This is a genomic window from Wohlfahrtiimonas populi, from assembly GCF_002006795.1.
In the GTDB taxonomy this organism is placed as follows: Bacteria; Pseudomonadota; Gammaproteobacteria; order Cardiobacteriales; family Wohlfahrtiimonadaceae; genus Wohlfahrtiimonas; species Wohlfahrtiimonas populi.
In genome coordinates this window covers 179,399-192,629 of sequence record NZ_MVDN01000004.1, presented here as the reverse complement: position 1 = coordinate 192,629, position 13,231 = coordinate 179,399, and the positions used below count along the sequence as shown (strand labels likewise).

The 13,231-nt window shown below is 37.6% G+C and carries 15 protein-coding genes; 10 read left to right on the top strand and 5 right to left on the bottom strand.

The window, feature by feature from the left end; all coding sequences use genetic code 11:
* The first annotated feature begins 11 nt into the window (after window positions 1–11).
* The 8 genes from fabD (at window position 12) to BZK16_RS06690 (ending at window position 7,025) form a co-directional block, all read left to right on the top strand.
* Complete coding sequence (gene fabD / locus BZK16_RS06725) at window positions 12–950, top strand: ACP S-malonyltransferase (protein WP_077928127.1); 939 nt, start codon at window positions 12–14, stop codon at window positions 948–950.
* Entirely contained in the window at window positions 943–1,536 is a 594-nt protein-coding gene (locus BZK16_RS06720; RefSeq protein ID WP_077928126.1) for an inner membrane-spanning protein YciB, read from the top strand. Before fabD ends, BZK16_RS06720 begins: the two co-directional genes overlap by 8 nt.
* Entirely contained in the window at window positions 1,536–1,808 is a 273-nt protein-coding gene (locus BZK16_RS06715; protein WP_332881383.1) for a BolA family protein, read from the top strand. The genes BZK16_RS06720 and BZK16_RS06715 overlap by 1 nt, the downstream gene beginning before the upstream one ends.
* Window positions 1,809–1,821: 13 nt before the next feature.
* A complete protein-coding gene (locus BZK16_RS06710; protein ID WP_077928124.1) occupies window positions 1,822–2,649 on the top strand; it encodes a peptidylprolyl isomerase in 828 nt (275 codons plus the stop codon).
* 71 nt (window positions 2,650–2,720) lie between these two features.
* Complete coding sequence (gene sohB / locus BZK16_RS06705; protein ID WP_408645563.1) at window positions 2,721–3,740, top strand: protease SohB; 1,020 nt, start codon at window positions 2,721–2,723, stop codon at window positions 3,738–3,740.
* 30 nt (window positions 3,741–3,770) lie between these two features.
* On the top strand, window positions 3,771–4,271 hold the full coding sequence (locus BZK16_RS06700; protein ID WP_077928122.1) for a DUF2867 domain-containing protein: 501 nt from the start codon (window positions 3,771–3,773) through the stop codon (window positions 4,269–4,271).
* 13 nt (window positions 4,272–4,284) lie between these two features.
* The gene (locus BZK16_RS06695; RefSeq protein ID WP_077928121.1) at window positions 4,285–4,866 is read left to right on the top strand and encodes a LemA family protein; all 582 of its coding nucleotides are present in this window, start codon (window positions 4,285–4,287) and stop codon (window positions 4,864–4,866) included.
* Window positions 4,863–7,025 carry a primosomal protein N' gene (locus tag BZK16_RS06690; RefSeq protein WP_077928120.1) on the top strand — a complete coding sequence of 721 codons (2,163 nt, stop codon included), beginning with the start codon at window positions 4,863–4,865 and terminating at the stop codon, window positions 7,023–7,025. The genes BZK16_RS06695 and BZK16_RS06690 overlap by 4 nt, the downstream gene beginning before the upstream one ends.
* On the opposite strand, the gene BZK16_RS06685 is transcribed toward BZK16_RS06690, so the two are convergent.
* Entirely contained in the window at window positions 7,022–7,537 is a 516-nt protein-coding gene (locus BZK16_RS06685; RefSeq protein WP_077928119.1) for a Slp family lipoprotein, read from the bottom strand. The two genes, BZK16_RS06690 and BZK16_RS06685, sit on opposite strands and share 4 nt — an antisense overlap.
* 165 nt (window positions 7,538–7,702) lie before the next feature.
* Here BZK16_RS06685 and BZK16_RS06680 point away from each other — a divergent pair, with 165 nt between their 5' ends.
* Both BZK16_RS06680 and BZK16_RS06675 read left to right on the top strand, forming a co-directional pair.
* Window positions 7,703–9,079 (top strand): L-serine ammonia-lyase, encoded by a 1,377-nt coding sequence (locus BZK16_RS06680; protein WP_077928118.1) that lies wholly within the window; start codon window positions 7,703–7,705, stop codon window positions 9,077–9,079.
* Window positions 9,080–9,119: 40 nt separating this feature from the next.
* The gene (locus tag BZK16_RS06675) at window positions 9,120–9,602 is read left to right on the top strand and encodes a DUF1294 domain-containing protein (RefSeq protein ID WP_077928117.1); all 483 of its coding nucleotides are present in this window, start codon (window positions 9,120–9,122) and stop codon (window positions 9,600–9,602) included.
* A 14-nt stretch (window positions 9,603–9,616) separates the two neighbouring features.
* Here BZK16_RS06675 and BZK16_RS06670 read toward each other — a convergent pair whose 3' ends face one another.
* From BZK16_RS06670 to BZK16_RS06655, 4 genes are all read right to left on the bottom strand, one after another.
* Window positions 9,617–9,823, bottom strand: a complete 207-nt coding sequence (locus BZK16_RS06670) for a DUF3079 domain-containing protein (RefSeq protein WP_332881382.1) — start codon at window positions 9,821–9,823, stop codon at window positions 9,617–9,619.
* Between the two features lie 19 nt (window positions 9,824–9,842).
* Window positions 9,843–10,580, bottom strand: coding sequence for a type III pantothenate kinase (locus tag BZK16_RS06665; protein WP_077928116.1), 738 nt, complete (start codon window positions 10,578–10,580; stop codon window positions 9,843–9,845).
* Window positions 10,573–11,532: a biotin--[acetyl-CoA-carboxylase] ligase gene (locus tag BZK16_RS06660; protein ID WP_077928115.1), complete on the bottom strand. Its 960-nt coding sequence runs from the start codon at window positions 11,530–11,532 to the stop codon at window positions 10,573–10,575. The genes BZK16_RS06665 and BZK16_RS06660 overlap by 8 nt, the downstream gene beginning before the upstream one ends.
* Before the next feature lie 491 nt (window positions 11,533–12,023).
* Window positions 12,024–13,226: an amino acid aminotransferase gene (locus BZK16_RS06655; protein WP_077928191.1), complete on the bottom strand. Its 1,203-nt coding sequence runs from the start codon at window positions 13,224–13,226 to the stop codon at window positions 12,024–12,026.
* Window positions 13,227–13,231 lie beyond the last annotated feature (5 nt).

Sequence of the window (13,231 nt, the reverse complement as noted above, 5' to 3'; positions counted from 1 at the left end):
CAGAGGTTTTTATGATTCAGAAAGATTTAGCATTTATTTTCCCAGGTCAAGGTTCACAAACAGAAGGCATGCTGGCTGATGTTGTGAATGAACCAGTTGTGGCTGCGACATTACAAGAAGCTAATGATGCATTGGGCTATGATTTGCGTGCAATCATTTTAGAAGGCTCTAAAGAAGAGTTGGGTAAAACAGTGATTACTCAGCCTGCAATTTTAACTGTGAGCATTGCTTTGTGGCGCTTATGGTGTGAAAAAAGTGAAGTTCGTCCTGCATTTTTAGCGGGCCATAGCTTGGGTGAATACTCAGCATTGGTTGCAGCAGGTGTTTTATCATTTGCTGATGCAGTGAAATTAGTTTCTCAGCGCGCAACATACATGCAAGAAGCTGTGCAACCTGGTGAAGGTGCAATGGCTGCGATTTTGGGCATGGAAGATGCGGCAGTTGTTGCATTATGTGAAGAAGCTGCAGAAGGTGAAATTTTATCAGCTGTAAACTTCAACTCTCCTGGCCAAGTTGTGATTGCAGGAACTGCAGCAGCAGTGGAAAGAGCAAGTGCAATGGCGAAAGATAAAGGTGCGCGTAAAGCAATGCCTTTGCCAGTTTCAGTGCCATCACATTGCATGTTGATGAAGCCAGCTGCGGATCGTTTAGCAGTAGAAATGGAATCTTTAACATTTGCAGCACCAAGCATTGCTGTAATTCACAACGTAGATGTGAAAACACACAATGATGCAGCTGAAATCAAAACAAGTTTGGTTGAGCAGTTATATCAACCAGTTCGTTGGACAGAAACAGTTGAATCAATGATCGCACAAGGCGTGACTCAATTGGTTGAATGTGGTCCAAATAAAGTATTAACAGGTTTAACAAAGCGCATTAATAAAGAAGCAACATCATTCAATATTGATGGTGAAGCTTCATTGAATGAGGTTGTAACAAATCTTGGGTAAATTCAATATTCCACAAGCGGCTTTAGGGCTAACATCTGTTGCCTTTTTGCTAGGCTTCTTTTTTGGTGGTAAAAATTTAATCTTTGCCACTAAAGTATTATTAAGCGCTGGCGTTGTTGCGGCTGTCGTATGTGCTGTTTTTTGGCGACAAACCAATTGGAAAACATGGGGAATGTTGGGAAGCCTTTTGGTTTTTTCAGGTTTAACAGTTTATTTCGATAATGAATCTTTCATTAAATGGCGCCCAACTGTAATCAATGCAGTTTTATGTATTGGTTTGGCTGTGATGTATTATTCTAAAACGATGCCTTTCAAATACTTATTTGCTAAGCATTTAGAATTAGATTTACCTGATTCAGTATGGTTACGCCAAAATATTATTTGGATGATTTATTTCTTCATTAGCGGATTAATCAATACAGCATTAGTTGTATTTAATATTTCGAATGAAGGTTGGGTGATTTATAAAACAATCATCGGCCCAATTTTGGCAACATTGTTCTCTGTGATTATGATTGCGAATTTATATCGTGAAAGTAAACGTCATAGAGAAGCGGCTGAAAAGAGTAAGAATTTAGAGGGATAATGATGAATGTAGAAAGAATTGCACGAATGGGAGTATTACTTCGTGAAAATTTTTCACCAGAGCTTCTTGAAATTATTGATGACAGTCATCATCATGTAGGACATGCAGGAGCAAAAAATGGTGCAGGACACTTTACTGTAAAAATTTGTTCTGAAGCATTTGTGGGGAAAACATTGGTTCAACGTCACAGAATGGTATATACCGCGGTTGATTCCATGATGCATAGTGAAATCCATGCACTGAGTATTGAAGCGACTGTACCCAATAAATAAGGACTTATTAAGTATGAAAAAAACGTTAATTAGTGCAGCATTAGTTTTCAGTAGCATTGTTGGCTCTATGAGCTTAGCGCAAACTTTTGAAATTCCAGATCCAGTGGCTGTGATTGATGGTAAACCATTATCAAAAGCAGATTTTCAATCAGCAGTAGAACCAATTGTGGGCGTAGATAACTTAGAATTTATTCAAAACGCACAACAATTGAACGAATTGATTTCTCAATTGGCATTGCAAGATAAATTGGCAAGCAAAGCGAAGAAAGAAGGTTTAGATCAAACTGCTGAATACAAAAAATTTATTGATCATGCTGCAAGATTAGGTTTATCTCAGGCTTTCTTGAAGAAAACTGTAGATGACATCAAAATTACAGATGAAGAAGTAAAAGCAGAATATGACAAGCAAGTGAAAGCAATCGATAAAAATGAATATCGTGCAGCGCACATCTTGGTTGAAACTGAAGCTGAAGCTAAAGATTTATTGGCTAAGTTAAATGATAAGAAAAAACCTTTATCATTTGCAGAAGCAGCACAGAAATTCTCTAAAGATCCAGGCTCAAAAGATACTGGCGGTGAATTGGGCTGGTTCAGAGCACAAGTAATGGTGCCAGAATTTGGTGCAGCATTACAAACAATGAAAGCAGGCGAAGTTTCTAAAGCACCTGTGAAAACTCAGTTCGGTTATCACATCATCAGCTTGGAAGAAGTTCGTGAAACGCCAATCGATACTTTAGAGCTTTCTCAAGAGCGCATCAAAGATTCTCTAATTGCTAACCAACTTCGTGATAAAATCGAAGGGATTCAGCAAAAAATTAACATTGAATATAAAGCTCAGTAAGCTCAGATAAAATCAATACTGTAAAAGCCTGAATCATTGATTTGGGCTTTTTTATTATTATGTACTTAGGAATGAATATAGTGGATTTTTTAGCCAATTACTTTTTATTTTTCTTCAAACTCGTCACGATTTTAGTTTCTCTTTTACTTATTTTGATCATCATTAAGGGCGGTAAAGACCTTAAAAAGAAAAAAGGTGCCATTTGCTTTGAAGATTTATCAGAAGAATTTGATGAGTTGAAAGAATCGTATGAAGATCTTATTTCTGATGAAAAGTCTGAAGAAGATGAAAAAGCGAGCAAAAAATCTGAGAAAAAATGGTGGCAGTTCTGGAAGAAAAAATCAGAATCCACAGAAGATGAAGCTAAAGCATTGCCTAAATTATTCGTATTGGATTTTGATGGTGATATGGCAGCCAATGCAGCACAGAACCTAAAGCAAGAAGTGAATGCAGTATTGAGCGTTGCTAAAGAAAATGATGAAGTATTTGTGCGTTTAAAAAGCCCTGGTGGTGTTGTGAACGGCTATGGTTTGGCAGCTGCGCAATTGGAGCGTTTTAAAGAGAAAAATTTTAACTTAACTGTTGCAGTGGATGAAGTTGCAGCAAGTGGCGGTTACTTAATGGCTTGTGTGGCGAATAAGATCGTTGCCGCACCATTTGCAATTATTGGCTCAATCGGTGTTGTGGCACAATTGCCAAACTTCCATCGTTTATTGGAAAAATATGATATTGATTATGAGCAATTCACAGCAGGTAAATATAAACGCACTGTGACAATGTTTGGTGAAAATACCGATGAAGGCCGTGAAAAATTCAAAGAAGAATTAGAAGATATTCACACAATTTTTAAAGCGTATGTGAATCAACATCGTCCACAAGTGAACATTGATGAAATCGCAACGGGCGAGCATTGGCTAGGCTCACAAGCATTAACATTGAATTTAGTGGATGAATTACAAACGAGTGATGCTTACTTATTGTCTAAACTAGAAGCATTTCGCGTGATTCATGTGGGTTATGTTGAACGTAAAACATTGCGTTCGAGTGCATTGAAGGTATTGGCAAAAATTCAATCTCGTTTTTCATATTAATCTGAAAAAGAAATCATTAAGGTTATAAATATGGTTGTAGATAATTTTCCTGAACATATTGATTTAATTTGTGCAAAAGAACAATTGGATTATTTCGATGTGCAAACTATGGAAATTTCCAATGAATTATCTGCGATGGATTTTTATGTCTTAATGACACAACATCAGCCTAAATGGATCGGCTATTCGTTTAGCGTGCGTGATTTTTTCTGCCGATTATTTGGTATTAAAACTATTCAAGGATTTTCTGAAGGCGGTATTGATAGGGGAACTCATAAAGCGCATTTCTTCCAGATTCTTGAAGAGCAACAGAATAAGTTAACATTAGCAGTGAAAGATAAGCATTTAGATGTCTGTATTTGTATCAAATTAGTACCTTTAAATGAACAAAAAAATAAGGTGCATGTGATTGCGTCAGTCAAGGAGCATAATATTTTAGGCAAAATATATATGGTGCCTGTCGCTAAGTTCCATCCTATTGTGGTTAAAAGTATGTTTAAGAATATTGATGAGTACGAGTTAGGCAGATAAGGAAAATAATAATATGACAACCTCAACAATTTTTTGGATCATTGCAGCATTTGCTGCTGTGACAATCATTGCGATTTTTAATCGATTGGTACGTAAACGTAACTATTGCAAAAATAGCTTTGCACAGATCGATGTACAGTTAAAAAAACGTCATGATCTTGTGCCAAATTTGGTTTCTGTGGCAAAAGGTTATTTAGATCATGAAGCAACAGTTTTGGAACGTGTAATCAGCGCACGTAAACGTGCTTCAGATAGTTTGGTTGCATCGCGTGATGATATCGGCTCATTGGCAGCAATGCAGATGTTATTGCAGAGCGAATCAAGTTTTGCATCAGCCCTGCAAGGTTTCTTTGCAAATGTAGAAGAATACCCTGAATTGAAAGCGAATCAACAAATGAAATTATTGCATGAAGAGTTGGTACACATTGAAAATACCATCGCTTTTGCAAGACAAGCTTATAACGATAGCGTGACTTTTTATAATATCGATCGTGAATCATTTCCATCGAATATCATTGCAGGTTTATTTGGCTTTAAACATTTAGCACAATTGGATTTAGAAATTGGGAACGGAGCACCTAAAGTATTTCAATGATTGTTCAAGTTGCCATTCCAAGTCCATTGTATGCTGTATTTGATTATGAGTTAACATCAGATATTGCGCCCATTGGTTGCCGTGTCAAAGTCTCCTTTGGGCGGCAAAATTTAGTGGGCGTTGTCCTAAAAGTTATTGAACAGAGTGAATATAAAAAGCTCAAGAAAGCTGAATTATTAGATACAGCACCCATTTTCACAGAAGATATGTTAAAGCTTGGGCAATGGATTGCTGAATATTATCACGCACCGATTGGCTTAGTTTTTCGTATGATGTTGCCACAAAAGCTCCGTAAAAGTGAGCCATATGAGCGAAGTAGTGAAACTTATTTAACATTATCTGATGATTTCTCCACATGGATTGAAGAGAATAAAAATAAAAAAGCACGAGTGACATTGGTTGAGCAATTAGCAGAACACGTGCCGATTGAACGCACTCAATTTTGTGGATTATTCAGTAATTTTAAAGCCCACGAAAAAGCTTTAGTAGCTGATAACATCGTGCAATATATAGAGCAATATCCCGAGCCTATAGATTTCTTACAGCATACATTTCCACCATTGCCTTATAGATTAAATGATGAGCAACAGAAAGCTGTGGATGCGATTGCATTAGAGCAGTTTTCGGTATCTTTATTGGAAGGTGTGACAGGTTCAGGCAAAACAGCAGTTTATTTAGAGTTGGTGAAACGAGTTTTAACCAAAGGCCAGCAAGTATTGATTCTTGTGCCAGAAATTGGTTTAACACCACAGTTTATTGAACGCGTTAAAAGTATTTTGAATATCTCCTTTGTGGTTGTTCATTCCGAAGTAAATGAGAATCAGAAGTTGCAAGCTTGGGAAGCTGCAAAACATCATACTGTGCCTTTGGTAATCGGCACGCGCTCGGCATTATTCACGCCATTTGATAATCTTGGCATGATTATGATTGATGAAGAGCACGATGGCTCATATCGTCAGCGTGATACTGTGCGTTATTCTGCGCATGATGCAGCCATTCAGCGCGCCTATTTATTAAAGATTCCATTGGTATTAGGTTCTGCAACACCAATTTTAGAAACGTTGCATAACGTAGAGCGTGAACGCTATCAATTATTATCACTGAATGAGCGGGCAAAAGGACAAATTCCCAATTGGCAGATCATTGATATGAATGAATCCATGGTGATGGATGGCATTTCTGTTGAATTATTGAATGCCATTGAAGCAACGATTGAACGCAAAGAGCAAGTGATAATTTATATCAATCGTCGCGGTTATTCGCCAGTTTTGATGTGTGAAGTTTGTGGTTGGGTGCCAGAGTGCAAAGCCTGCGAATATCGTTTAACGGTTTATCGTAAAAATCATAGCTTGCGTTGCCATCATTGTGGGCACAGTGAAGCATTACCCAATAAATGCCCAAGCTGTAACAATGCATTATTGAAAATGCATGGGCAAGGTACCGAGCGCATTGAGAAAGCGTTACAAGATGCATTTCCTAAAGCTAATGTGATTCGTTTTGATCGTGATCAATTGCAGAATAAAACTGCATTTGAAGATGCTGTGAAGGATGTGATTGCAGGCAATGTAGATATCATCATTGGTACACAGATGATCGCCAAAGGTCATGATTTCGATAAAGTGACATTGGTTGGTATGGTGGATATTGACGGTATTTTGTATTCATCAGATTTCCGAGCAGAAGAGAAATTAGCACAGACCTTAATGCAAGTTTCAGGGCGATCAGGGCGAGATGTTTCTCATGGACAAGTGGTGATTCAAACGCACTTTCCTGAACATCCACTATTTACAGAATTGCCACAGCAGGGTTATGCAAAATTTGCGCGTAATTTACTAGAACAGCGCCATCATTTTGAATTTCCACCTTACGAATATCAAGCATTATTCCAAGTGGAAGGGCAGAGTGAGCAGGAAACATTGAAGGCTTTTGAAGGATTGATGCAATCATTGGATTGCCGAGATTATCCTGTGGGCATTACGCCGATTTATCCTAATTCGTTGTCGAAGCGTCAGAACTATTATCGTTTTTATGTTGTATTACAAAGCAAATCGAGAAAAGCATTGCATCAATTAGTACATTATTTGATGCAATCAGCGGCGAATCATTTACCCAGTCAGATTCGCCACTTTTGTGAGATTGATCCGTGGGATTTTGATTAGTAGTACCAAGGGCGATAACGGCCATATCTACCATATGGACTCCAATAGAAAGGCTCATCATCCCAACGATGGCTATAATTATTAGTCCATGTTCTATAATTATCGCCACTCACTTCAACTTGTAGGATTGTCATCTCATTGCCTGCAATGTCAGCTTTCTGTAGATCGATGATTTTACCAATCACAGCCATGCGATCGCCAGCGGCAAGATCATAGAAGTTAATGCGGACATCAGGCGTGAATGTGACAAAGATACGTTGTTCTAAGTTATTGCTACCTTCTTCAGGATAGCCGGAATTGTTGATGTGGCGCTTAACTAACTCAATCTGGCGTTTACTACGATCGATGGTAGCAATCTGTCCGCCAACATAAGCGCGTCTATCCATGACTTCTTTCTTGGGCAATTGTGCAATAGCTTCATAATGTAAAGCATCTCCTGCTTGATTCACTAAGAAATTAGAAGCACAGCCTTGCAGAAATAGAAGTGTTGCCAATAAAATAAGCTTTTTCATGATCGCTCCATTATGGGAAATGGCAAAAGAGAAGTTGTTACAAATCATATCAAAAAGATAACTTTTTTAAAAATAAATTAGCATGATATCGCGTTGCCTAATTTGCATAAATTAGGCAAAATAACGAACCTTTACTTTGGTTTAAATTTATTTGGAGGCTGAATCATGTACAGCGTATTGAACGTATTTAAAGTTGGCATCGGCCCATCCAGCTCACACACAATTGGCCCAATGAAAGCGGCTAAAGAATTCGTGGATCGTTTGATCCAGCAAAATTTGATTGAAGAGACAACCACATTAATTGCTGATGTTTATGGATCATTGTCATTAACCGGCAAAGGTCACTTAACTGATGTGGCAATTTTATTAGGTTTATCAGGTTATTCTGCCAATGATGTGGATATTGAAGCGATTCCTAACATTGTAGAAACTATTAGAACTCAGGAAAAACTATCCATTTATGATGGTCAATATAAAATTGATTTTCCTAAAACACATCTGAAATTTCACAGTGAATTTTTACCTCGCCATGAAAATGCGATGACATTTTCTGCTTATCGTGATGAAGAATTGCTATTGAAAATGAGCTTTTATTCAATTGGTGGCGGGCAAATCATTTCAGATGAAGATGATATGAGTGCTGAGAAAGGTAAAACTGAAATAACAGCAATACCTTATCCATTTACATCTGCGAAAGAATTGTTACAGTATTGTGCTGAAACATCACAATCCATTTCAGATGTTGTATTGAAAAATGAATTGGTTTCACATGATCTGAACTATATACAAGATTACTTTAGCAATATTGCGAAAGTAATGAATGAATGTATTGAGCGCGGTATGAAAGCAGATGGACAATTGCCTGGCCCAATGCGCGTGCCTCGTCGAGCTCATAATTTATATCAATTACTGACATCCCATGGTCAAAATACGAAAGATCCTATGATCATCATTGATTGGGTTAATTTGTTTGCATTAGCAGTGAGTGAAGAAAATGCAGCAGGTGGTCGAGTTGTGACAGCACCAACGAACGGAGCTTGTGGCATTGTGCCAGCAGTATTGGAATATTATGATCGTTTCATTGAGCCATTAACACCGGAAAAAGCAATGAAGTTCTTTTTAGCATCAGGGGCGATTGGCACATTGTATCAACGCAATGCTTCGATCTCTGGTGCTGAAGTGGGGTGCCAAGGCGAAGTTGGTGTTGCTTGTTCGATGGCAGCAGCAGGCTTGGCAGAAATATTAGGCGCAACGCCAGAGCAAGTTTGCATGGCTGCTGAAATTGGCATGGAGCATAATTTAGGTTTAACGTGTGATCCTGTCGATGGGCAAGTGCAAGTGCCATGTATCGAGCGCAATGCAATTGCATCTGTGAAGGCGATTAACTCAGCGCGCATGGCAATCAATCGTCAAAGTGCGCCATTAGTTTCATTGGATAAAGTGATTGAAACAATGTACAACACTGGTAAGGATATGAATGCAAAGTATCGTGAAACATCACAAGGCGGTTTAGCAATTATGATCTTGCCACCTTGTGATTAAATGGTAATATGCCTGCATTATTATATATAGAGAAAGAATAATGCGGGCTAGCAGAACAATTGGAGATTATATTAAAATTCTTTATTATTTTGTCGCACTCGGCATCACATGTTATGGTTTATGGCTCTTTTATCAAAGAGATATATTGAGATGGCTACCAATTGTTTATGTGGTTGCTTCAATGATGGTCTTTGGATTATATGAGAAAGATAAATTAGCTGCTAAAAATAGAATGTGGCGCGTGCGTGAATCTACATTGCATCTTTTTGAATGGTTAGGTGGTTGGATTGGTGCTTTTTGGGGACAAATGGTTTGTCGTCATAAAACTCGCAAACTGAGTTATCAATTTACATTTTGGTTCATTGTAACTGTGCATTGTGCATTTTGGACAGATTATGCTTTGTTTAATTTGCAAGGTATTTCGATGATTTTTGATTATTTTAATAGTGATTTTATCAATCAGTTGAATTTGGATTTTTATAAACCAAGCCATTCTAATGAAATCAAAGGTACGATTGAGTAGGGCAATCCTCACCATTAAACCAATATGATTTTTTTCTTATCCTCTTCAGATAAGGTTTCATACCAATCATCGCCAATGACTTCAATGGGATGTTGAGAGCGATCAGAGCCATTGCCACACATCATTTTATCGGCAGCACAAAACTTATCACAGCCCCAGCAAATTTTTTCTGGGTGCTTTGGTTTCAGTGGAAACCGCATTTTTTTAGTTTCAGACTTCATAATCTAACCCTCATTAGGATTAACTTTGGAAGCGAAGTAATCCTTCTAATACCAAATGCTTATGCACATGATACTCTGTTTTGGGCAAAATGGGTTCTAAAATATCTTTGAGCCATTTTGCTCTGCCACCTGATAAAACGACACTTTTAACATTGGGCAGTGATTGATGTAATGCTAATATTGAGCCAACAACCGCATAGTGAATGCCAGAAGAAATACATGAGCTAGTATTGTGCCCAAGTTCACTTGTATATGGTAATTCAGGGATATTTCTAATGGCAGTGTCTTTCAATAGCGCATCACGCAATGATTTGATGCCTGGCAAGATTAGTCCACCTTCAAATTTACCTTCAGGTGTGATGTAATCAATCGTTAGAGCTGTACCTAAATCTACAACTAATGTTGATTCACGATAAATATCCCAAGCTGCAAGCATTGCTAACCAACGATCAATGCCTAATGTTTCAGGAATATCATATTGATTGATCAGTCCTAACGCATCTTTTTGTGAGCTTGCAATAGTGGGTTTGAGATCAGTAAATTCAGCAATATTAGCCAATAATGTTGATAATCTTTCAACTTTCGTGACTGACGAGATTTTAATCTCATCTGGCATTGGATAAAGATTAAAGAGCTTAGTCACAAAGCTGTGTAGCACTGAATAATCAATGAACTGATGTTGTGACAAACCATTTTCTTCTGTGAATAAAGCAAACTTAATACATGTGTTACCGCAATCAAACAAAAACTTAGGCATAGGCACGCAGCGAAAGCTCTCCAGAAAAATACTGCTGCACAGTACCATCCTCATTTTGAATCAACAACGCACCATTGTCTGCGATGCCAACTTCTGTACCAATAATTTCTCGTGCAGGAGAAAACAATTTAATTTTCTGACTATATAGAGCGCTATTGTGATTCCATAGCTCTACAATATTCGGAATATTAAAAGACTCATAATCATCTCTAAGATTAGAGATTAACTGAATAATATCTGCAACTAAAATATTACGATCGATTGCTTCACCTAATACTTCATATACAGATGTTGCTTTATTCTGAGTTAAGTTTGTATCAGCAAGTGGCAAATTATTCAAGCCAATTCCAATGATCATTTCAACTTCATGCTCGGATTTTGCACTAGTTTCTATGAGAATACCTGCTAATTTAGCGCCATTTACCCAAATATCATTTGGCCATTTAATTTTAGCGGGAATGTTTTTACTTTGAAGATACTCCACTAAATAAATGCCTAAAGCAGGGCTAAAACTTGTTAGATTTGCCAATGCTTGAGTTTTAAATTGGATGCGCATTGAAAAATAAAGATTACGCGCTAAAGGAGAAACCCAAACTTTACCATTTCGACCACGGCCTTGGGTTTGCATTTCACACACCATCACTAATGCTTTTTTCATTGGCAATTTGGCAATTTCTTCATTAGTTGATGTGACATCGATTTGCGTAATGACATCATCCACGCAGTTTTTTGGCAGTTTAGCCAAAATACTTTTTTGATCTAAAGGAATATAAGGATAGAAAGCTTTGTAACCTTGGCGGCCGATTGTTTCAACAAGGTGCCCAACTTTGAGTTCGTTGATAGCTTTCCAAACAGCTTGGCGAGTAACATCAAAGCGTTGTGCTAAGGCTTCACCACTATAAATTTCGCCAGATTGTAATAAATAGAAGAGTTCTTTTGCTAATGGAGACATAAATTGGACTATTGGATAAAGAAAAAAGTGCTAATAAGCACTTTTTCTAGGTAATGAGTTTTGTATTAGCTAAAGGCAACAATAACCGCAACAAGACCATAAGAAAGAATGCAAACACCCCAGATGAACCAGAGTGGTAATTGGTTATCAATAAACTTTTTCATGTTTTCTCTCCCTGACGTCAAATGTTATAGAATTTTAATAATAGTTTGTGTTGACTCAACAATATTATACTTGTTTCCAAAACATAAGCATCATGTTAATCATGATTGTGATCAATAAAAGAGTACTTTACTAATAACTACAGAAAATTGCCTATTGATAAAGAAAAAAGTGCTAGTGAGCACTTTTTTCCGGGTCATAACTTATGTACTAGCTGAAAAATACAACGGAAATAAGTGATGTATAACCGAGAGCACAAAGACCCCAAATAATGCATAGTGGTAATTTGTTTTCAAAAAATTTCATCTATATCTCCTTGATGTTATGTATTACAAAACTTTAATGATGGCTTGTGCCGAATCCACGATATTATACTCATTTAGGGCAGCAATACAAATTCTACCTGTATCCAAGATATATACACCGTGCTCATCTCTTAACTTTTGAGCTTGCTCTTTTGTAAGGCCAGAATAGCTGAACATGCCTTGCTGTTGTTTGATGAAACTGAAATCTTTTTTCGTTTGGCCTTCATTCAATAATGCAGTGAATTTCTCACGCATTGCATGAATACGTACACGCATTTCAGCTAACTCATCGAACCATTCTTGGCGTAATGTATCATTACTTAATACGTGGCCAACTAAAGCAGCCCCAAATTCAGGAGGAGAAGAGTAGTTTGCACGCACCATTTTCTTCAACTGTGATGTTACACGCACTTGTTCTTCAGCTGATTTTGTAACAACTGATAAAGCACCAACGCGTTCGCCATATAACGAGAACGATTTTGAGAATGAGTTTGCAATCAATACAGGCATACCAGCATATGTCATGATGTGAATTGCTTTTGCATCTTCTTGAACGCCTTGAGCAAAACCTTGATAAGCCATATCTAAGAAAGGCATCAATGATTTTTCTTTCACAACTTCAGCCAAAGTTCTCCATTGAGCATCTGTTAAATCAGCGCCTGTTGGGTTATGGCAACATGCATGTAAAATTACGATGGAGTTTGCAGGTAATGCTTTGAAATATTCAATCATCGCATCAAAACGTACACCGCCAGTTTCTGAATCGAAATAAGGATAAGCTTCAACTTCAAAGCCCGCGCCTTTGAAAATGGCACGATGGTTGTCCCAAGTAGGATCTGATACGTGAACTTTTGGTAATTTTTCTGCAAATAGTTGGTTAAGGAAATCTGCACCAACTTTCAATGCGCCTGTGCCACCCAATGTTTGCACTGTTGCTAAACGATTTTCAGCAATCACTGAATGGTGTTCTGAGAATAGTAAACGCTGTACAGAGTTGTTGTACATTTGCAAACCGTGCATTGGCAAATAAACATGAGGTTTTGCTTCAGCAAAGAGTGCATCTTGAGCTTTTTTCACAACATTCAGAACAGGTACTTTACCATTTGCATCTGCATAAATGCCGATTGTAAGGTTGATTTTATTCTCTCTTGGATCTTGTTTGAATTTTTCCACTAAGCCAAGAATAGGGTCATCAGGGGCCAATACAACTTGATTAAAAACGCTCATATAGA